The organism is Ruegeria lacuscaerulensis, from assembly GCF_013034745.1.
GTDB classification, from domain to species: Bacteria; Pseudomonadota; Alphaproteobacteria; order Rhodobacterales; family Rhodobacteraceae; genus Ruegeria; species Ruegeria lacuscaerulensis_B.
Window position 1 is genome coordinate 203,826 of sequence record NZ_WQGP01000008.1, and the last position, 19,805, is coordinate 223,630.

Consider the following 19,805-nt stretch of genomic DNA (forward strand, 5'->3'; position numbering starts at 1 on the left):
TCGATTTTCTGAGCAGCAACCATTGGTCTTTACTCCTGAATATTGCGGCGCCGGAAGCGCATCGCCTGAAGCTTTTTCAGGCTGTTGAACATGAAGTTGTCCCAGGGCGGGGCAACAAAAGCGGTAGCGTTGATGCGGCCTTTGCGGACCACGCCCTTTGCTTTCGAGAAATTGCGGAAGCCTTCTTCACCGTGATAGTGACCCATGCCCGACGGACCGATGCCGCCGAACGGGATGTCATCGGCCATCACATGAGACATGGTGTCGTTGATGCAGGCACCACCCGCATGGGTGCGGGCCAGAATGTCATTGGCGCGGCTCTTATCCCAATCGAAGTAGTAGAAGGCCAGCGGACGCGGGCGGTCATTGACGTAAGCCACAGCTTCATCAATCGAGTCGTAGGGGATCACCGGCAGGATCGGGCCAAATATCTCTTCGCGCAGCACCAGCATCTCTTCGGTCGCGCCCAGGATCAGGGTCATCGGCATCTTGCGCGTGTCGTTGAAATGCTCACCCTTGGGGTTGATGGTGATCAGCTCGGCACCTTTTGCCTCGGCGTCTTTCAGATAGCCTTCAAGGCGGGTTTTCTGACGGTCGGTGATGATCGCCGTATAGTCCTGATTGTCGCGCAGGGCCGGGTAGGCTTTGCTCATCGAATCCGCAAAGGCTGTGCAAAAGGCGTTCACCTTGTCGCGCGGGCACAGGATGTAATCGGGCGACACGCAGACCTGACCGGCATTGATGCCTTTGCCGAATGCAATCCGGCTGGCGGCTTCATCAATCGGGAAGTCCTTGTGGATGATGACCGGCGATTTGCCACCCAGCTCCAGCGTAACCGGCGTCAGGTTGTCGGCAGCGGCCTTCATCACGATCTTGCCGACCTGAGTCGAACCGGTGAACACCAGATGGTCGAACGGCAACTTGGTGAACTCAGTCGCGACCTCGACACCACCGGCGACAACGGTTACTTCGTCCTCAGAGAAGATATCGGCGATGATTTCTTTCAGCAGATCGCCCGAGGCCGGTGCGAATTCCGACGATTTCAGCATCGCGCGGTTGCCCGCGGCCAGGGCGCCTACCAGCGGCGACAGGGCCAGGAAGATCGGGAAGTTCCACGGCACCACGATCCCAACCACGCCCACGGGCTGATATTGCACCTGAATGCTGGCAGGCATCAGGGTCAGCGGCGCGTGGCGGCGCTGCGGTTTCATGAACTTGCGCAGGCGCTTGCGGTAAAAGGCGATACCGTCCAGCAGCGGCATGATCTCGGCCAGTTCGGTTTCAGCCGCCGAGCGGTTCGAGAAATCCTTGCTGACCGCCGCGATGATGCGCGCCTTGTTGTCGATCAGCGCGTTGTGCAGCTTGTCCAGACGCCGCACCCGAGCCGCCCGGTCGGGCATGGGATCGGCCAGATAGGCCTTTTTCTGAGCCAGAAGCAGAGCCTCGAGATCAGGCGTTTCCGATTTAACGGGAGTCAGGTGCGGTGCGGACATTGTTAAACCCTCCTGAATTTAAATGTAATCAGTTACGGGGCCAATCCCCATTGCGGCATGGGTGGCGTTCTTGCGCTCAAGCCAGTCGGCTTCGTCGCCTGGGAAGGGCAGAACCATACCGCCTTCGACCACCCAGTTAGATTCGATGCCGATCAGCGTGACCAGCACCTTGCTTTTTTCCAGCTGGGCCGCCTCGGAGATACGCGTGTGCATCTGCTCGTTCAGTTTTTCATAGAGACCAGCGGTCCGGTCACCGCCCATGCGGACGTTGCCGTTCACGCCCAAAACAGTTCCGCGTCGCATGCTGTAGCCGGTCATGAAAACGACGTTCACGAACTCGGACGGCGCGCCAGTTAGGCCGCAATGCACATCGGTGATGACCTGCGCGATGTCAAATCGGATCTGCTCGGGGAAAGGTTTCTTGGATGCAAGAGTATAGAGCGGCATATCAATTCCTCTCCTATTGATTGAACTGCGTGATCAGCACGCCGTGGCGCATTTTTGAGATCATCGCGCGCGAAAACAGCTTGAACAGATAGGTAAAGCGTCCCCAAGGCGACAAGCGTGTCAGGTTGCCTTTCAGAATGTCGCCATAACGGGACTGGTCGAATGCACCCACAGACACCTGATCCGGGTGCTGACCGGTGATTTTGCGCCAGCATCTATCGACCTCCAGCATGAAGGCTTCGCGGCGTTGCGTTTCAAACCCGTCCGGCACTTCCATCGAGACAGTCGACGAGCGTGACCAACGGCGATCTGTGATCGTGTGCTGTTTGGCAGCGACGTTCCAGATGATCGTCAGTTTGTCGTCGCATACGTGCTCGACATAAAGCTTGCGCACGACTTCCTCGAGCGCTTTGATCTGCTCGAGTGAGATCTGACCTTCCTGAATGGCAATGAGTGATCGCATAACATCCTCCTGCCCGGTAATTTCGGTTTTTGGGGATCAATTTTCGATGATGGCAGCGGACATCTTTTTGACATTATCGGCCACAGTGTTTAGGTTCAAAACATGCAAAACGCGTCCCTGAAACGATCACCGGGCAGCATCCGCATCCTGTGCGAGGAAGCAGCAAAATATGGTGTAACTCCCGAACAATGCCTGGAGGATACCGGGCTGGTCACTTTCGATCTCTACCAGAACGAGGCGACTGTGACGCTTGGGCAAGAAGTTGCGGCGATAGAAAATTTCATCAAGTACGCGCCTGACCGCCCTGGAATGGGAATTGAAATTGGTCGCCGCTACAGACCCGAAGTCTTTGGCATTTGGGGATATGCTATTTTGAGCAGCCCAACTCTTCGTGCTGGACTAAAAACGGCTATTGATTTCGCGAACCTGTCGTTCGTGATCGCCCGATTGCGTCTAAACGAGCTCGAAGATCCACCTGCCCTAAATTTGGATATCAGCGGTCTGCCAAAGTCAGTCGAGAGTTTTGTGCTGGAAAGGCACCTGACGGTTGTTAGCAACTTCACCTCGCAGTTTCTGCCCAGGTTTTCTATGTCGCGCGTGGTCTTTGAAACCACGCTGGATAATCCGGCGGTCGCGTCCGCAATAAAAACTGAACTTGGAATCAGCGTCACGCTGAGTTGTCGGAGAAACTCGATCATCCTCCCCCAAAAGCTTCTTGATATGCCCTTGCCGCAGCACAACCCAGCAACGATGGAGAATTGCCTGAGGCAATGCCGAAGCCTACTAAACCTGGAAAACTCCGATATTCCGGAAATGACGGCGCAAGTCCGCGAAGCCACTTTGTTGGAAATCAACAACGATCCAACAATCGTTTCAATCGCTTCAAAGCTAGGGACAAGTGAACGCACGTTGCGCCGTCGTCTTGCCAAGGAGGGGACAAGTTTCAGAAAGATCCAGACAGAGGCGAAACTGGCAATTGGGCATGAGTTGCTGAGCACGGCCGGCCTGGATGTTTCAACCGTCGCTTGGAGAACCGGCTATTCGGAGCCATCCAGCTTCGTAAGAGCCTTTACCAAAAAATACGGCTACTCGCCCGGCAGTTTGAAACATTCATCCCGATATGGAGACAACAAACTGACGTGCTAACAGTGGCAACGTCAATTGTTGGTTTCTGCAAGCGTTGCCGCTGATCGCGCCAGTAAGTCTACAAGCCACCCGTGACCCGGATCAGTGTTTCGGCTTTTGTGCCAGTATAGGCGCACCTCGATTTCTGGATAGTCGAACGGAAGGTTGTGCGAAACCAGCGAACCGGCGTCGACCAAGGGTCTGGCCAAACGGGTGGGGACTACAGCAATAAGGTCGGTTGCGGCAACGACTTCAGGGATGGAAACAAAACTCGACATTTGCAGAGCGATATTGCGAGCCGGAAGCGAGTTTCCCAACAAAAACTCCAAAGGGGTAGTTCGTCGACTGTTCTGGCTGCGAACAATACCAAACCTTCGCACCAGCGAAACATGTGCCAGCGTTTGAAACTCTTCCAGCGACACTCCTGTTTTTGCGCATGGATGATCGGCGGCACTGATAAGCGTAAGCGACTCACGCAATATCAGCAGCGAGTCAAAGTGGTCTTCCGGCATAGGCGTGTAGTCAACCGCGTATCCCAATCTTCCATCCTTGAGACGCACAGGAATTTCATCCAGGTAATCTGGATGTACCCTCCACTTTAGATTTGGCGCCTGCATTCGGGCTTCCCTCATCAATACGGGCCCCCAGATGTGTTCGACTGCATGATTCATCGAGACATCGATGGTTCGGGAAAACGTCTCTGCAGAAAACTCCTGGTCTTCGAAACTGCTTCTGATCTGTACGAGCGCAGGGGCAACCTTGGCATGCAGATCAAGTGCGCGTTGCGTCGGCTTTAGACCTCGACCGGTGCGTACAAACAACTCGTCATCGAATCCCTGTCTCAGTCGTTTGAGCGCGTTGCTGACAGCAGGTTGACTCATGTTCAGACGCTCTGCTGCCTTGGACAAGTGCTGTTCTCGCATCAAAATATCGAAGACTGGAAGCAGATTCAGGTCGTGATTTCTTAGCATTAGCTTAGTTATTTCCCAGAGTGATAATATCCTTAAGTAATATAAATTAGAAGCTATATCAAATTTGCATATTCTGACTGGCAACTTTTGGTTAGGGAGGACCCAGTTATGAATGATGAAGCAAGAGAGAAGTTTCGAGCCAAGTACCGCGCAGGCGTAAGCCCAAACTACAGCGGTCTGCTGCACCTGTCTGTCGTTGTGATCGGCGCAGGATCTTTGATCTGGTGGGGTACGACCAAACTGGTGGATTTTAAGCTCTACCAACTTTGGTTCGTTGTCGCGACCTATGTCGCCTATAATCTGGGTGAGTGGGCATCTCATAACTATTGGGGGCATCACAAAACAAAGCTTTTCAAGCTGTTTTATCAGCGTCACACAGGCGACCATCACACCTTTTTCGTGGATACGGACATGGAATATCAGATGGTCCTGGATTGGCGCGTCGTGATCTTCCCGATCTATCTGCTCGTTTTGACCACGGTGGCAATTTCAATCCCCGGAGGTCTGGTGTCCTACTTCCTCTTTGGGGGTAACTACGGCTATCTGTTCTTCATCACGATGACCTCTTGCTATCTGCTGTATGAAGTCCTGCATTTTAGCTACCACCTGCAGCGTGGTTCGGTCACCGAACGCATTTTCCGACTTATCCCCGGCTGGACGTACCTGCGTTTGTTTCACACTGTGCATCACAATCGCGACGTGATGGTTGAGGGCAACTTCAACATCACTCTGCCCTTGTTCGATTGGATTTTCGGCACGCTCTATTTCGACGCAAATGACCAGCAGAAACCATCGGATAGTGGTGCGAACCCGCAGCCTCAGTAACCGAGCAGTCGCAGTTTAAGGCGGCGGGGAATTGCCCGTCGCCTAAGTATTGCTGAGCGTTTGAAAATTCAGGATCTCCTATGCCTAAATCAGACCCGCGCCCTTTTGGTCAACGGGTGGCCATGTGGCTCATCAAAAGTCCAACGGGGCTCAAAATCTCAGCCCGCGGCAGAAAGAAAGCAGCGGAAAAACAGCTTGAAAACGCGGTCAACGAAACGGTCATGATTCCGCGCCGGGATGGAACCGGTGAAGTTCGTGTACGTATCTACAAGCCCACCAATTGCAAGGGTCCGCTGCCCATTGTGGTGTTCTTCCATGGTGGTGGATACGCGAAAGGCTGGCCGGAACGCCATCATGCATTATTTCAACGCCTGATGGCGTCGCGCCCCTGCATCATCGTAGCACCGGCATTCCGGCTATCGGTTGAGGCACCTTACCCAGCAGGGCACGACGATTGCTATGACACGCTGCTCTGGGTGCGTGATCATGCCGAGCAATTGGGCGGCGATGCGGGCAACCTCATCCTGGCCGGGAACAGTTCGGGCGGTGGGCTGGTCCTGTCGACGGCGTTGCGCGCGCGGGATTCCGGAGACGCAAAGATCGCGTTCATGATGCCTTTTTATCCAATGATCGATGACCGCGCATCCAACTGGACAAAGCTGCCAAAGAACAAGATCACATGGACGCGCGAACACGGGGTGCTCGCCTGGCATTTGTTGCTACGAGAACTACGAACGCAGAAGCGGTACGATATCTCGCCCTACGCTGTTCCGGCGCGCGCCAAAGATGTGTCCGGTCTGCCACCTAGCCTTGGTTACGTGGGTGATCTGGACATCTTGCAGGCCGAAGCCGAGGAGATGGCCGATCGCATGAAGCGAGCGGCTTGCAGCGTAACTTTCCGCACATTCCACGGTGTTTTTCACGCCATGGAAGACAGCGCTCCGCAAACGCCCCAAGCTCTAGAACTCAACGATTGGGTTTCCACTGAATTCGCTCGCATGGTGGATAGCTACTGCTCGGAATAACCAGCAAATCAAACGCCGATTGTTCATCAGGGCGCATCTTTGGCCGAAAGTGTCAAACAATTGACCGATGCGACGCTATTGCGAAGCGAGCCCTTTGGCCATTTTGGTGACAGGGAGGAATGCGATGCAGTTTGACTACGTGATTGTTGGTGGGGGATCAGCAGGGTGTGTGCTGGCCAACCGTCTGTCGGAAGATCCGAATGTAAGTGTGTGCCTGCTTGAGGCGGGCGGCGGCAACGGAGACAGCATATTGGTTCGCATGCCGGCCGCTGTTGTGGCCATGCTTCCGGGTAAGCCATTCAAGATCAACAACTGGACTTTTGAAACCGTCGAGCAGCCGGGGCTGAATGGCCGTAAGGGGTATCAGCCGCGCGGTAAGGTTCTGGGCGGGTCCAGCGCGATCAACGCCATGTTGTACGTGCGCGGTCAGCGCGAGGATTATGACGAATGGGCGAATCTGGGCTGCGAAGGCTGGGATTGGGACAGTGTTCTTCCCTATTTCAAACGATCAGAAAATAACGAGCGTGGCGGCGACGACATGCATGGTGGGGCTGGTCCGCTGCAGGTTTCGGACCAGAAAGAATCTCGCCCGGTGACGCGGGACTTTATCGAAGCCGCTAAGCAATTGCAGATTCGCGAGCGCGAGGACTTCAACACCGGCGACAATGAGGGCGTTGGCTATTATCAGGTCACGCAGTTCCACGACAAAGCCAAGAATGGCGAGCGGTGCTCGGCCGCGGCGGCCTATCTGTTCCCGATCATGGACAGGCCGAACCTGACTGTGATCACCAAGGCGCATGCCAAAGGTCTGACCTTTGACGGCAAACGCGCGACAGGTGTGGTTTACAAGGAAAATGGCAAGGGCCGCGATATCGAGGTCAAAGCCACGCGCGAGGTCTTGCTGTGCAGCGGTGCGCTGAAGACACCTCAGTTGCTGCAACTGTCCGGCATTGGTGACCCGGCAGATCTTGAAAAGCACGGGATCGAGGTGCGACACAACCTTCCCGGTGTGGGCAAAAACCTGCAGGATCACATGGACTTCACGCTGGCCTACAAATCGGCTGATACCGACAATTTCGGCATTGGCCTTTTGGGCGGCATGAAGCTGATGGGTCACATAAACCGCTGGCGCAAAACCGGCGTGTCGATGGCAGCCACCTGCTTTGCCGAAGGCGCGGCTTTTCTGAAAACCTCGCCTGATCTGGATCGCCCCGACGTGCAGCTTCATTTCACAATTGCGCTGGTCGATGATCACTCGCGCAAGCTGCACTATGGCTACGGCTTCAGCTGCCATGTCTGCAAACTGCGCCCCGAAAGCCGGGGCTCGGTCACGCTGAACAGCGCCGATCCTTTCGCCATGCCCGCCATTGATCCGGCCTTTTTGGCCGATGACCGTGATCTCGAAACGATGATCAAAGGCGCGAAACTGACGCGCGAGATTCTTGAGGCTCCGGCGCTGGCGAAATACCGCAAGAAAGAGATGTTCGGCACCGAAAACGCAAAGACAGACGCGGATTGGGAACAGCACATCCGATCGCGCGCAGACACGATCTATCACCCGGTTGGCACCTGCAAAATGGGCACCGATGACATGGCCGTGGTTGATCCGCAGCTGCGGGTACGTGGGCTTGAGGGGCTGCGCGTAGTCGATGCGTCGATCATGCCGAACCTGATCTCGGGCAATACCAATGCGCCCACCATGATGATCGCCGAAAAAGCCGCCGACATGATTAAGGCTGCAAGCTAACGCAAAACTGCGCGCCGATCGCGGTGCGCAGGAACAAGAGGAAAGAAGATGAGCACCAACGTTGTTCTGAAAAACATGGATGAGATTCTGGCGTTCGAACAGACACCTCTGCAGGATCGCACTCTGCCGCAGACCACCTATGAGGCGCTGCAAAAAGGGGCGGCCATCAACCCTGACGCGCCTGCGCTCAGTTTTTTCCTGAGCGCGGCCGCGATGCGCACGCCCTATACGCTGACCCACGGGCAGCTGCTGGCGCGTATCACTCAAACCGCCAACGCGCTGCGTCGGATGGGTTTGGGTCGTGACGATGTGGCGGCCTTTATCCTGCCCAACATGCCCGAGACGCATTTCGCCATCTGGGGTGGCAGTGCGGCTGGTGGCATTCTGGCAATCAACCCGTTGATGGAAGTCGATCAGATGGCCGATCTGCTGAAAGGCGCGGGCGTCAAGATTCTGATCACGCTGGAGCAAACACCGGGCGTCGATATCTGGGAAAAAGCCAGCGCTGCGGCCAAGGATGTGCCCTCGCTGGAGCATATCCTGCTGGTCAACTTCGCCACCTATATGAAAGGCGATGGCGTGTGGCCCGATACACTGCCGCTGCCGCCCGTCTCGGCCACCATCGAAGGCCGCGACGATGTCATCCTGACCCGTCTGCTGGACGAGATCGCAGGTGAAAATGCCGATGGTCTGGATTTCGAAGGCCCCGGACCCGATGACACCTCGACCATGCTGTGTACCGGTGGCACCACCGGCCTGCCCAAGATCGTGCGCCGGACCCATTTCGGCGAGGTTTATAACTCGTGGTGCCCCAGCCTGTACGTTGGTGCCGAAAATGTTGGCCCCGGCACCGCTGCGCTGTGTGGTCTGCCGCTGTTTCACACCAACGCTATGCTGGTGACAGGTCTGTTGCCCTGGATGCATGGCGGCCACGTCGTTCTGGCCTCTCCCTCAGGCTATCGCGGCGATGGTGTGATCGCCGGGTTCTGGGACATGGTCGAACATTACGGCATCAGCTCCTATTCTGGCGTGCCGACCATCTATGGCGCTCTGCTGCAAGTGCCACATAAGGACAAAGACCTCAGTTCGTTGCGCTTTGGGGCCTGTGGTGCCGCACCGATGCCGGTCGAATTGTTCAACACCTTCGTCAATGAAACCGGCGTCAAGATCATTGAAGCCTATGGCATGACCGAGGGCGTTCTGGCCTCGTCCATGAACCCGATCATCACGGACAATCCGCGTATCGGCTCGATCGGTCTGCGCTTCCCTTATCAGGACATGAAGATCGGCATCCTGAACGACAATGACGAATTCGTTCGCTGGGCAGATGTGGATGAGGCCGGGGTGATCTTTATCACCGGACCGAACGTGTTTGACGGCTATCTGATCGAAAGCCAGAACAAAGGCATCTGGCTGGAGCAGGACGGCAAACGTTGGTTCAACACCGGCGATCTGGCCCGCTGCGATGCCGAAGGGTATTTCTGGATGACCGGCCGCAAGAAAGAGCTGATCATCCGCGGCGGCCACAATATCGACCCCAAGATCGTCGAAGAGACGATGCACAAGCACCCTGCAGTGGCCATGGCTGCCGTAATCGGCCGTCCCGACGCCAAGGTGGGAGAGGTTCCAGTGATGTACTTCCAGAAGTCCGCGGGTATCGATGTGGATGTGTCCGATCTTGCCGCCTTTGCGCAAGAGCATGTCTCGGAACGTGCGGCGGTGCCGAAGGACTTTATCAGCCTCGACGCCCTGCCGGTGACTGCTGTTGGTAAAATCCACAAGGTCACGCTGAACATGATGGAAATCGAACGCACCATCCGTGAACTGGCGGGTCAACACGCAGCCGAAATCGGATCACTTGAGGTGGTGCAGGATTCGAGCCGCGGCATTGTTGCAAAACTGGCCCTTTCCAGCGGCGAAGACGCCATGCGTCTCGCTTTGGGGCAGTTCACTTTCACCGTGGATATGTAAACCACTCACCCAACGGGTCCGTCATAGCGTCGTGGGAGGCGAAACAGGCGGGCCCGTTTTCCTAAAGAGGGAGGAAAACAATGGATTTCGCAATCAACGTGGTGGTGCCTGCGGCGCAGGCTTTCATCATGTTCTCACTGGGGCTTGGTCTGGAGATCGACGACTTCCGCCGTGTGTTCCGTCGCCGCACCGCTTTCGCCATCGGTGCCATTTCGCAAATCGTCCTGCTGCCAATCGCGGCGTTTTGCGTCATCATGGCGTTTAGCCTGCCGCCTGTCATGGCGGCTGGTCTGATGTTGCTCAGCTTCTGCCCCGGCGGCGTCAGCAGCAACGTGATCACCAAGCTTTCACGCGGCGATCTGGCCCTGTCGGTGTCGATGACCGCTGTCACCAGCGTTATGGCCTTCCTTACCGTACCGCCGCTGGCCACCTGGTCGGTGCTGTATTTCATGGGGGAAAGCGCGCCTGACTTCTCGTTCTTCGAGATCGCGATCTTTACCTTCCTGGTGACAACGCTGCCTGTTCTGACCGGTATTATCGTGCGCCACTTCTTCAACGGTTTGGCCCGTCGCCTTGAAAACCCTCTGCAGAACGTCGCCGTCATCTTTTGGGCCGTTCTAATTCTGGCGCTGTTCGCAGCCAACCGCGAGCTGATCATCACCTACATGCCGACGCTGGGCTATTCGACAATGACGCTGCCGCTGGTGCTGATGTTGCTTGGTCTGGCCTTTGGTAAAATCCTTGGCCTTAGCAAGACCGAAGGCAAAACGGTTGGCATTGAAACCAGCGTTCAGAACTCGCCCTTGGGCATTACGCTGGCTATTGTGATCACCGGTACCAGCACATCGCTGAGTGACGTGCCGATGGCGCTGCCATCCGCGCTGTATTCGATCACAATGTACCTCGTAGTTTTGCCGTTCATGTTCTACTTCCGCTGGAGAAGTCGCGGAGATGTACGTCAAAGCGTGGCTGCAGAGTAAGCCTCTGACCAAATATCAGAGTATGCACACGCAAATTCTGATCACGCAAACCTGCCCCTTTTGGGCAGGTTTTTTTTGACGCTGCCTTTCCAATGGGCGAGCTTTCAACGAGTGTTTTCTGCGGCTTGGATCGAGAAGTAATTGCCAGGCTGAGGTGCCCGGGAGTTCTGATATGAGAACAGCAAACACTGAAATGTTCGGCAGCGGACGTCCCGTCATTCAGGGCGGATTGCACCATGTAGGGTTGGCTGAATTGATTGCTGCTGTGTCGAACGCGAGTCGGTAGGCACGATCACTGGTCTAGCATAGCAGGTGCCCGCCGACCGCGCCAATGAACTCGCAAGGTGCAAGGACATGACTGGCAAACAAATCGCGGTTAACGCCAAAAAAGCGCTCGCTGCGAAATACAGAACGCGTTCCGCCTGACGCAATGGTTTCGCGGGTCCTGGTCACAGAGAAAAGAAACGCGGTCCAGTTCGCCAACATCATCGATGCTGTCATTGGCGTGTAAGCGCCTTCATTCCAAACAGAGAATCTAGAGTGGGGGGTGTGGTAGCGGAGGAGGGACTTGAACCCCCGACACGCGGATTATGATTCCGCTGCTCTAACCAACTGAGCTACTCCGCCATGGGTGAGAGGCGATTTAAGGGAGGGGCCCGAGAGGGTCAAGAGGGAAATCTCCCTGAAACCGGATTCTTTTTGTGCCGGGCCTCAACCGGTTTCGGATGCGGATTGGTTCGGGTTGACAGCGCCTTCTGCGATGCTGCGGATAAAGGTGGCGCATGCGTCGGGCGCGGTGATCAGGATCATGTGGCCCAACCCTTCGATCTGTTCGTTGGTCAGACCATATTGCGTCATCGGCGCGCCGTGGGCAGTGGGGGACAGGATGGCGTCCTGTGCGCCGTACAGAATGCCTCCGGGTACTTTGAGGTCTGGATAGCGGGCCACTTGTGCCTCAAGGCTATCGTCTATGCCAACTACGTCCTGGGAGGCGGTGATGAAGGCTGATGGTCGCAGACCCAATGCGCCGCCGGCGCGGTCCAGGAAATCATCCGGTGCCCGTTCGGGGTCGAAGACGGCGCTGAGAGCATGAGGGGCGGTCTTGGCGGCCATGGGGACGGCAATCGTATTGCCGATGAAATTGCGCAACCATTCGGTCCTAATTTCGAGCGGTTTGAACACGGGCGGCGGGCCGGACATCACCTGTGTCAGCGGAGCCAGAAGCGCCAGTGCCTTGACCTTGTCAGGATAGTCCAGCGCCATCGCCAGCGAAACTGCGCCGCCCAGCGAATGGCCGACCAGAACGGGGTCGGACACGCCTTTGATATCGAGAAACTCCTGGATCATCCGGCCCTGCTCGGGCAGGCGTCCCAGATCGGCGGACTCGCGGGTTGAATACCCGCATCCGGGCCGATCGACAGCGATGACATGGTAGTCATCCGCGAGCATATCCACCAAGGCATAGGTATAGTGCTGAAGCTGCCCGGTGAGGCCGTGGATCAGGACAAGGCTCTGATTGGATGGATCGCCTTTTTCGACATAGTGGATGCTGCCGCCGGGCACAGGCTGGATCTGCCCCAGTTGCGGGACACGTCTGCCGCCGTCTTGAGTCAGCTTACGGGTCCACAGGTTCATCGCACCAAAAAATACAGCGACGAAAAGAACGATAATCAGAAAGGTCATCTCAATGGTCTCCGCTTTGGGATTTGAGGGGTTGGTAATGCTCCAGACCCGATTGGGCCATACGCTTTTCAAATTCAGACACGGTGCCGGGCCAGAGGGTTGTGTTGCGCCCCTCGGCATCCTGATACCACGAAGCGCAGCCGCCCGTCTGCCAGACACTGTCTGTGTGTCGGTCCTGCATCTCTTGTTCAAAGGCGGCCTGTCTGGAAGCGTCAGGGGTGATTGCATGCAGACCACCGCGCTGCATCTCGTCCAGAACGCGGCCAATATGGCGGACTTGCGCTTCGATCATCAGAACGACCGAGTTATGCCCCAGCCCGGTATGCGGCCCAAGCAGTATGAAGAAGTTCGGGAATCCGGCAATCGCAGTCCCCAGATTGGCCTGCATCCCCTCGCCCCAGGCGTCGCGCAGGCTCAGCCCATCCGCGCCGGAGATGTTCAGATAATCGACCATATCGGTGACGTGAAACCCCGTGCCCCAGATCAATATATCAGCCTGCGCCTGCGATCCATCGGCGGCGGTGATCTGGTCGCCCTCGATTTTGGTCACGCGATGCGGCACCACCGTAACGTTGTCGCGCGCAAGGGTGGGGTACCAATCGTTCGAGCTGAGGATGCGCTTGCAGCCGATTTGATAAGCGGGGGTCAGCTTTTCGCGCTCGGCCGGGTCGGTGATGGCTTTTTCAAGCGCGGTGCGCCACATCTTCATGGCGAAATTGACGGCTCCCTTTTCGCGGCGAAAAACACGGTGGCGGTATTCGAACACCATGTAGATCAGCTTGCGCCGCAGTTTCGGCAACAAGGGCATGCGCTGGTACAACCTGCGCACCCATGGCGCGATGGGGCCGTCTGGTCGGGGCAGAACATAAGGCGCGCTACGCTGGTAGATCGTGACCTGCTCGGCCATTTTCGCAATCTCCGGCACGAATTGAACCGCCGAGGCCCCGGTACCAATCACCGCGATCCGTTTACCCGACAAAGGTACTTCGTGATTCCATTGGGCAGAATGAAAGCTGGGGCCAGGAAAACTGCCTGCGCCGGGAATATCGGGGATGCTGGGCACATGCAGCGCGCCGATGGCCGAGACCAAAATGCGCGCGGACCAGATGTCCCCGCCTTCGGTTTCAACCCGCCAATGGCTGCCATCCCACCGGGCGGTTTTCAGTTTCTGCTGGAACTGGCAAAGGTCGTACAAACCTTCATTCTGCGCGACCTTGCGCAAATAGGCTTGAATTTCGGCCCCACCCGCATAGGCGCGGCTCCAGTCCGGGTTCAGGTGCGTGGCCATGGAATAAAGATGCGAAGGCACATCGCACGCGACGCCGGGATAGGTGTTTTCCCGCCATGTGCCGCCGATATCGCTCGCTTTTTCAAGGATCGTGATATCGGTGATCCCGCGCTTGCGGGCCTCAATCGCCATAATCAGCCCCGAGAACCCGGCGCCGACGATCAGCATATCGGTTTTATGTTCCACGCGCCCCGCCCCTCCCAAAACGATCCAGATGGTTGTTTCAGGATATAGGCAGGGTGGGGCGCGTGGATAGGGTCTCGTTAGGTCAGGGGCGGATCACGGTTTGATCAGGCGCGCAGTTTCTCACCTTTTGCGTCGAACGGGGGCTCTTTCAAGATAGTGGCTTTGTGCGGTCGACCCAGCACCATCACCTCGACCTCATCGCCGGGCTGGGCGTTTTTGACATACCCAAGCGCCAGCGACATTCCGACCGTGTAGCCGTAAGTGCCGGACGTTACACGACCGATGCCTTCACCGTCTTTGAAGATCGGCTCACCGCCGGTCGCGTCGGCGTTGGACGCGGTCACGTCGGCCTCATCCAGATGCAGAAGAACCAGCCGTTCTCGGGCGGGGTTTTCAAGCACCTTTTGCGCGGCCCCTTTGTTCAGGAAACCCTTGTCGAACTTGCACAGACGGTCCAGCTCAACCTCGTGCGGCCAGTATTCGGGGCTGTATTCGCGGCTCCACGAGCCATAGCCCTTTTCCACCCGCAGCGACATCAGCGCGCGGCTGCCAACGGGACCTGCGCCGAAGGCTTTGCCCGCTTCCAGCAGCGCCTCATAAAGCTGCGCCTGATCTTCGGTCTTGCAATGCAACTCCCACCCCAGGTCACCGGTGAAGGACACGCGCATGGCAAGAACTTCGACGCCTGCAAGCTCGATCATCGCCGAACGCATGAACGGGAAATCCTCGGTTGCCAGCGAGGTGTCGGTCAAGCGGTGCAGGATCTCACGTGATTTCGGACCGGCGACGTTAAAGCCGCAAATCGCTTCGGTGTGGCTTTCGAATGTGGTGCCTTCGGGCAGTGGAACCTGCTTGAAAAAGCGTTTGTGATACCGCTCGGCCATACCCGAGCCGATGATCCAGAATTCGTCCTCGGCCACGCGGGTGACAGTAAAGTCGCCTGCAATCCCACCGCGTTTCGAGATCAGAGGTGTCAGGCAAGAGCGGCCAACCGCCTTTGGCATAGTGTTGGCAAAGACTGCGTTCAGCCAATCCGCCGCGCCGGGGCCTTTGCAGATGTATTTGGCAAAGTTCGAGATATCGATGATGCCCGCACGCTCGCGCAGCATCTTGCATTCTTCGCCCACAGGGGCCCACCAGTTCTGGCGGGTAAAGCCGTTGGTATCCACCGTGCCCGACTCATCCGCGAACCAAAGCGGATGCTCCCAGCCGACATTCAGGCCAAAGACCGCACCCATGGCCTTTTGGGTTTCGTAGATTGGGCGCACGCGGGCAGGGCGGCCAGCGCCGCGCTCCTCGTTCGGGAAGTGAATCGCAAAGCGGTGGGCGTATTGGTCCTGCACCTTGGCTTTGGTGAATTCCTTTGTCGCCCAGGTGTCAAAGCGGGCCATGTCCCAGGCGAACATGTCGTATTGGGTTTCGCCTTCGATGATCCACTGCGCGGCCATAAGGCCCATGCCACCGGATTGCGAAAAGCCGGGGATGATGCCGTTGCAGCAGAAATAGCCATCAACTTCGGGCACCGGCCCCATCAAGACATTCGAATCCGGAGACCAGATCATCGGGCCGTTGATGACGCGCTTGATCCCGGCTTCGCCCACGGCGGGAAGGCGCTCGATGGCGTTCATCATGTTCTCTTCGATCCGCTCCAGATCATCGGGGAACAGGTCATGGGCGAAGTCCAGCGGCGTGCCGTCCTCGGCCCAGAACTTCATGTCTTTCTCATAGGCCCCGACCAGCAAACCGTTGCCTTCCTGACGCAAATAGTACTCGCCATCCCGGTCCGAGACCGAGGGCAGGCGGGCGCCATGCGCCTGCACATCCGGCATAGCTTCGGTGACGAAATACTGGTGCTCGGTTGGTTGCAGTGGCAGTTCGATCTCAGCCAGTTTGGCGACCTCACGACCCCACAGGCCAGCGGCATTCACCACCCAAGGGGTTTTGATGTCGCCCTTGGGTGTGCGCACGATCCAGGTGCCGTCTTCCTGGTGTTCGGTCGCGGTGACGGGGGTAAAGCGGTGGATCTCGGCACCGCGCTGACGCGCACCCACCGCATAAGCATTGGTTACGCCCGACGGGTCCACATTGCCACCATCAGGTTCGAACATTACGCAGCGGATACCATCGTAATTGACCAGCGGGTTCAGGCGTTGGGCCTCTTCAATGCTGATCTCATAGAAGTTCATGCCATAGAGCTTGGCCTTTGCGGCCTGCAGGCGAAGTTGATGTTCGCGCTCTTCGGTCTGCGCCAGATACAGCGAGCCGGGCTGGAACACGCCGCAGCTTTGGCCCGTTTCGGCTTCCAATGCGTTATAAAGGTTCATTGTATAGTGCTGAATGCGGCTGATATTTGTGCTGTCATGCAGCCCGTGGATGTTCGCCGCCGCGTGCCACGTTGAGCCCGAGGTCAACTCATCCCGTTCCAACAGGACGACATCCGACCATCCGAGTTTGGTCAGATGATAGAGGATCGAGCACCCGATCACCCCGCCACCAATCACCACTGCCTGTGCATTCGTTCTCATGTGCCTGCCATATCCAAGTTGGGTTCTTTGCGCTTTCTGTCACCAAGGACGTCGCGCGGACAACGGAGAATAATTTCAATCTGGGTTGAGCAGGTTTAACCTGAAGCTAATCCGAAAAATCCAACCGGTGCGCGCGCCCATGGGCGACCAGTCTTGCGTTCAGGGTATCCGCCTCGGGAGCGCCGGATTCCAGCGCAAAAACAAACGCATGGGTCAGATAGAAACAGGCCGCGTCGGTATCCCGCGCGGCCTCGCGTTCGTCTGCAGCCAAGGTGTAATAGCGGATCAGCGCGTCGTGATCATCGCGAGCATGGGCCTCGAGCAGCAGGTGATCCAGCTTGGACTTGTCCATCGAACCTCCGTCGGGACCGGCCATTGAAAACCGACCGGTCCGAAGTTTCAATCCGCGCGACCGTTTTCGATCTGCGTTGCGACCCAATGGTGGAAATTATGCGTCGGTCCGTCCATCGCGGGCGAGAACCGTCCGCCGTCAAACAGAACACCATGGCGACCCTTTTGCATGCCTTCTACAACAAAGACATCCTCTTCGAATACCGTCTTCCAAAGCTGCGCGTTCGAGGCGCGCAACCCGTCATGCTGCGGCGTATCTTCAATGCTTTTTGCGTAGTACAGTTCAATGTGTTCGACGGTGTTTTCCTGATCGACAGGTTCTAACACGATGGCAAAAGCGTGGTCGCGCTGCACGCCCAGCAGAACATTGGGATAAAGAGCGATATATTCGGCACCCTCGTCCCATTTGTCGCTGAGGCCCGGAAAATCTTCGAAGGTTGCCCCATCCTGATCGGTAAGTTGGCGATAAACCAAAGTGCCCTGACCGGAATAGTGCCCGCGCGCTTCGATGTTGTAATGATCTTCCAACCGGGAATAGCTGTTCAGACCGGGATGAACCCACGGCAGGTGATAGCTTTCGCAATAGTTCTCGACCGCCAGCTTCCAGTTTGTCTTGACCTCAAGCTTGAACGAGGACGTCTCGCCGCCGTGATGCACGGGCTGGTCGAACTCCTTCCAGCGCTCAAGAAGAGCGGCGTGGGCGTCTTCGAACGCTGGGGCGTTGCCGTCGACGTTCACAAAGATGACATCGCGCCAGACATAGGACCGCACGCGGACCAGTCCCAGATCACTGCGGTCAACGTCTTCATGGGTGTTGTGACCGGGTCCGCCCACATGAGGGGTTGCGCGCAGCTCACCCTTCAGGCTGTAGCACCAGCTGTGATAGGGGCAGCGGATCGCGCCTCCGATCTTGCGAGGAGTGTCCACCAGGATCATGCCGCGGTGACGGCAGGTGTTCTGAAATACACCGATTTCGCCGTCGCGATCGCGTACGATCAGCAGGGGCATGCCCAGAAAGTCCACAGGTTTGGCATCACCCTCCTCGGGTACGTCCTTACCGAAGCCAACCCCGGACCAATTCGCATAAAGAACCGATTTCCGTTCCTCGGCAAAAATTGCAGGGTCGACATAGTGTTCATTCGGCAGACCGTTGGCGATATTCACGTCGGCCAGAACGGAGGACAGAGGGCTATGCTTGTTCATCGGGCTCTCCTAAGATTGGTTTTAACCGTATTGGGGAAGGCGTGCGGGCGTCTCAATATCAGAAAACCTCATCAGAGAGTTATCTGATCTAAACCGAGCCGTCCTCTACCTCTTGCAAGATCCAGTTCTTCAGTGCGCGAGCGCTCTCTGACAACTCGTTGTCGGGGCGCCCAACAAGGTAGAATTGGTTGGGTGCGGTCAACCTATGAGGGCCGATGATGACCAATTTACCCGATTGCAGCATCGGTTGGATCAGCCGTCGCCAACCCAGCGCCAGACCAGCCCCCTTGCGGGCCAATTGCAACGCAACCGAGTAGCTGTTCACGCGCGAGTCGATTGGGATCGCACCATTGTGACCCATTTGATGGAACCATTCCGGCCATGTGGTCCAGCTGCGATCATCTGAGTCCAAATGGATCAAGCGCTCGGCGGCGAGGTCTTCCAGTGATGCGTCAACCAGGCGTTCGGCTATGTCCGGGCTGGCTACGGGCACAAGGTGGTCGCGAAACAAGGGGGTGTGTGAGAGGCTTTGATCGCTGTCACGACCATAACGGATGAAGAAATCAATATCGGGCCTGTCGCGAAAAGGCCGGTCCTGCGATAGTTGGTCGACATTTATCTCAGGCTTTTCGCGCCAAAACCGGATCACTGCTGGAGAAAGCCATAATGCAGCAACGGCCGTTGTTGATCCAACGGTCACCTTGCCGATTGCGGCCTGGTCCCGGATTGTCGCCAGTGTCTTGGAGATTTTGGTAAAGGACGACGACAGAGTCTCAAACAGGGCTTTTCCGTCTTCTGTCAGATCCACACCCCGATGCTTGCGTTGGAAAAGGACGGCGTTCAAGTCCCCCTCGAGCGCTTTGATCTGATGGCTGACCGCCCCTGGGGTGACAGACAATTCTTCAGCTGCGTTTTTGAAGCTGAGATGCCGTGCGGCGGCTTCGAAGGCGGATAAGGTGGTAAGGGGCGGAAGGTTATAGTGGCGTCTGGACATGTTGGCTTAAGAATCAGCTTTCGTGGTCGCGTTAGATCATTTCAATCGAGTATTAGTTTATTTGGGGTTGAATGCCAGATTGCCTCGCCAATTAGATGAATTTTACGGTCACGATTTCGGTGGATGTCGCCAAAAACGACAAGAATGTCGGTTCTGTCTAATGTCCCGCACGGGGCACGCTATAGTCGCATTCACCAAATTTATTGGGTCATGCACGCGGTTTCGAGTGTTCTTCAACGGGGCTCAGACAGGCGGGCGAAAAAACAACAGCGAATGCTGACATTCGGAAAATGGCCGAAAGGGAAATTGATGGATTGGCATAGCCTCACCCCCGATTGCCAGATTAAACCACAGGTCAATAGCGATCTGCGACTTGTTCCACACAACGCAGATCGAATTGTCGGATCAACAGGTGGCGATTGGTGGAAAGCGTGCGGCACGTCCGATCTGGAAAGTTCATTTATCACATAATTGCGAAATCTCTGGGGGAAGCGCGCCGGTCGCGGTAGCTTTCCCCAAAAACGAACG

The 19,805-nt window shown here is 56.7% G+C and carries 16 protein-coding genes and 1 tRNA gene; 6 read left to right on the forward strand and 11 right to left on the reverse strand.

The window, feature by feature from the left end; translation table 11 throughout:
- Nucleotides 1-29 precede the first annotated feature (29 nt).
- The 3 genes from GOV79_RS17085 to GOV79_RS17095 are packed head-to-tail and all read right to left on the reverse strand — an operon-like array spanning nt 30 to nt 2,403.
- Complete coding sequence (locus GOV79_RS17085) at nt 30-1,493, reverse strand: coniferyl aldehyde dehydrogenase (RefSeq protein WP_170790753.1); 1,464 nt, start codon at nt 1,491-1,493, stop codon at nt 30-32.
- Between the two features lie 18 nt (nt 1,494-1,511).
- The gene (locus GOV79_RS17090; RefSeq protein ID WP_170790754.1) at nt 1,512-1,940 is read right to left on the reverse strand and encodes a 4-oxalocrotonate tautomerase; all 429 of its coding nucleotides are present in this window, start codon (nt 1,938-1,940) and stop codon (nt 1,512-1,514) included.
- Nucleotides 1,941-1,953: 13 nt separating this feature from the next.
- Nucleotides 1,954-2,403, reverse strand: coding sequence for a hypothetical protein (locus tag GOV79_RS17095; RefSeq protein WP_170786859.1), 450 nt, complete (start codon nt 2,401-2,403; stop codon nt 1,954-1,956).
- 102 nt (nt 2,404-2,505) lie between these two features.
- On the opposite strand from GOV79_RS17095, the gene GOV79_RS17100 reads away from it, so the two are divergent.
- Complete coding sequence (locus GOV79_RS17100; RefSeq protein WP_170790756.1) at nt 2,506-3,549, forward strand: AraC family transcriptional regulator; 1,044 nt, start codon at nt 2,506-2,508, stop codon at nt 3,547-3,549.
- 11 nt (nt 3,550-3,560) lie between these two features.
- Here GOV79_RS17100 and GOV79_RS17105 read toward each other — a convergent pair whose 3' ends face one another.
- Entirely contained in the window at nt 3,561-4,499 is a 939-nt protein-coding gene (locus tag GOV79_RS17105) for a LysR substrate-binding domain-containing protein (protein ID WP_170790758.1), read from the reverse strand.
- A gap of 108 nt (nt 4,500-4,607) precedes the next feature.
- Here GOV79_RS17105 and GOV79_RS17110 point away from each other — a divergent pair, with 108 nt between their 5' ends.
- The 5 genes from GOV79_RS17110 (at nt 4,608) to GOV79_RS17130 (ending at nt 11,047) form a co-directional block, all read left to right on the forward strand.
- Nucleotides 4,608-5,324 carry a sterol desaturase family protein gene (locus GOV79_RS17110; protein ID WP_170786853.1) on the forward strand — a complete coding sequence of 239 codons (717 nt, stop codon included), beginning with the start codon at nt 4,608-4,610 and terminating at the stop codon, nt 5,322-5,324.
- 80 nt (nt 5,325-5,404) lie between these two features.
- On the forward strand, nt 5,405-6,349 hold the full coding sequence (locus GOV79_RS17115) for an alpha/beta hydrolase (protein ID WP_170790760.1): 945 nt from the start codon (nt 5,405-5,407) through the stop codon (nt 6,347-6,349).
- Nucleotides 6,350-6,473: 124 nt separating this feature from the next.
- Nucleotides 6,474-8,096, forward strand: coding sequence for a GMC family oxidoreductase (locus GOV79_RS17120; protein ID WP_170790762.1), 1,623 nt, complete (start codon nt 6,474-6,476; stop codon nt 8,094-8,096).
- Between the two features lie 48 nt (nt 8,097-8,144).
- Complete coding sequence (locus GOV79_RS17125; protein ID WP_170790764.1) at nt 8,145-10,067, forward strand: acyl-CoA synthetase; 1,923 nt, start codon at nt 8,145-8,147, stop codon at nt 10,065-10,067.
- 80 nt (nt 10,068-10,147) lie between these two features.
- Nucleotides 10,148-11,047, forward strand: coding sequence for a bile acid:sodium symporter family protein (locus GOV79_RS17130; protein ID WP_170786845.1), 900 nt, complete (start codon nt 10,148-10,150; stop codon nt 11,045-11,047).
- Between the two features lie 550 nt (nt 11,048-11,597).
- Here GOV79_RS17130 and GOV79_RS17135 read toward each other — a convergent pair.
- The 7 genes from GOV79_RS17135 to GOV79_RS17165 all read right to left on the reverse strand — a co-directional run bounded on the left by GOV79_RS17135 (nt 11,598) and on the right by GOV79_RS17165 (nt 19,277).
- Nucleotides 11,598-11,674 (reverse strand) — tRNA-Met (locus GOV79_RS17135).
- 84 nt (nt 11,675-11,758) lie between these two features.
- The gene (locus GOV79_RS17140; RefSeq protein ID WP_170790766.1) at nt 11,759-12,730 is read right to left on the reverse strand and encodes an alpha/beta fold hydrolase; all 972 of its coding nucleotides are present in this window, start codon (nt 12,728-12,730) and stop codon (nt 11,759-11,761) included.
- A gap of 1 nt (nt 12,731) precedes the next feature.
- A complete protein-coding gene (locus GOV79_RS17145; RefSeq protein ID WP_170790768.1) occupies nt 12,732-14,204 on the reverse strand; it encodes a flavin-containing monooxygenase in 1,473 nt (490 codons plus the stop codon).
- A 104-nt stretch (nt 14,205-14,308) separates the two neighbouring features.
- Nucleotides 14,309-16,729: a GcvT family protein gene (locus GOV79_RS17150; protein ID WP_170790770.1), complete on the reverse strand. Its 2,421-nt coding sequence runs from the start codon at nt 16,727-16,729 to the stop codon at nt 14,309-14,311.
- Nucleotides 16,730-16,835: 106 nt separating this feature from the next.
- Nucleotides 16,836-17,081 (reverse strand): hypothetical protein, encoded by a 246-nt coding sequence (locus GOV79_RS17155; protein ID WP_170790772.1) that lies wholly within the window; start codon nt 17,079-17,081, stop codon nt 16,836-16,838.
- 47 nt (nt 17,082-17,128) lie between these two features.
- Nucleotides 17,129-18,283: an aromatic ring-hydroxylating oxygenase subunit alpha gene (locus GOV79_RS17160; RefSeq protein ID WP_170773976.1), complete on the reverse strand. Its 1,155-nt coding sequence runs from the start codon at nt 18,281-18,283 to the stop codon at nt 17,129-17,131.
- Nucleotides 18,284-18,371: 88 nt separating this feature from the next.
- Nucleotides 18,372-19,277 (reverse strand): LysR substrate-binding domain-containing protein, encoded by a 906-nt coding sequence (locus GOV79_RS17165; RefSeq protein WP_170773978.1) that lies wholly within the window; start codon nt 19,275-19,277, stop codon nt 18,372-18,374.
- Nucleotides 19,278-19,805 lie beyond the last annotated feature (528 nt).

Excerpts from the sequence above, each read along its gene's own strand:
- GOV79_RS17155 (WP_170790772.1), bottom strand. The coding sequence starts at position 17,081 with ATGGACAAGTCCAAGCTGGATCACCTGCTGCTCGAGGCCCATGCTCGC.
- GOV79_RS17090 (WP_170790754.1), bottom strand. The coding sequence starts at position 1,940 with ATGCCGCTCTATACTCTTGCATCCAAGAAACCTTTCCCCGAGCAGATC.
- GOV79_RS17110 (WP_170786853.1), top strand. The coding sequence starts at position 4,608 with ATGAATGATGAAGCAAGAGAGAAGTTTCGAGCCAAGTACCGCGCAGGC.
- GOV79_RS17095 (WP_170786859.1), bottom strand. The coding sequence starts at position 2,403 with ATGCGATCACTCATTGCCATTCAGGAAGGTCAGATCTCACTCGAGCAG.
- GOV79_RS17140 (WP_170790766.1), bottom strand. The coding sequence starts at position 12,730 with ATGACCTTTCTGATTATCGTTCTTTTCGTCGCTGTATTTTTTGGTGCG.
- GOV79_RS17150 (WP_170790770.1), bottom strand. The coding sequence starts at position 16,729 with ATGAGAACGAATGCACAGGCAGTGGTGATTGGTGGCGGGGTGATCGGG.
- GOV79_RS17115 (WP_170790760.1), top strand. The coding sequence starts at position 5,405 with ATGCCTAAATCAGACCCGCGCCCTTTTGGTCAACGGGTGGCCATGTGG.
- GOV79_RS17125 (WP_170790764.1), top strand. The coding sequence starts at position 8,145 with ATGAGCACCAACGTTGTTCTGAAAAACATGGATGAGATTCTGGCGTTC.
- GOV79_RS17120 (WP_170790762.1), top strand. The coding sequence starts at position 6,474 with ATGCAGTTTGACTACGTGATTGTTGGTGGGGGATCAGCAGGGTGTGTG.
- GOV79_RS17100 (WP_170790756.1), top strand. The coding sequence starts at position 2,506 with ATGCAAAACGCGTCCCTGAAACGATCACCGGGCAGCATCCGCATCCTG.
- GOV79_RS17165 (WP_170773978.1), bottom strand. The coding sequence starts at position 19,277 with ATGTCCAGACGCCACTATAACCTTCCGCCCCTTACCACCTTATCCGCC.
- GOV79_RS17105 (WP_170790758.1), bottom strand. The coding sequence starts at position 4,499 with ATGCTAAGAAATCACGACCTGAATCTGCTTCCAGTCTTCGATATTTTG.
- GOV79_RS17160 (WP_170773976.1), bottom strand. The coding sequence starts at position 18,283 with ATGAACAAGCATAGCCCTCTGTCCTCCGTTCTGGCCGACGTGAATATC.
- GOV79_RS17085 (WP_170790753.1), bottom strand. The coding sequence starts at position 1,493 with ATGTCCGCACCGCACCTGACTCCCGTTAAATCGGAAACGCCTGATCTC.
- GOV79_RS17130 (WP_170786845.1), top strand. The coding sequence starts at position 10,148 with ATGGATTTCGCAATCAACGTGGTGGTGCCTGCGGCGCAGGCTTTCATC.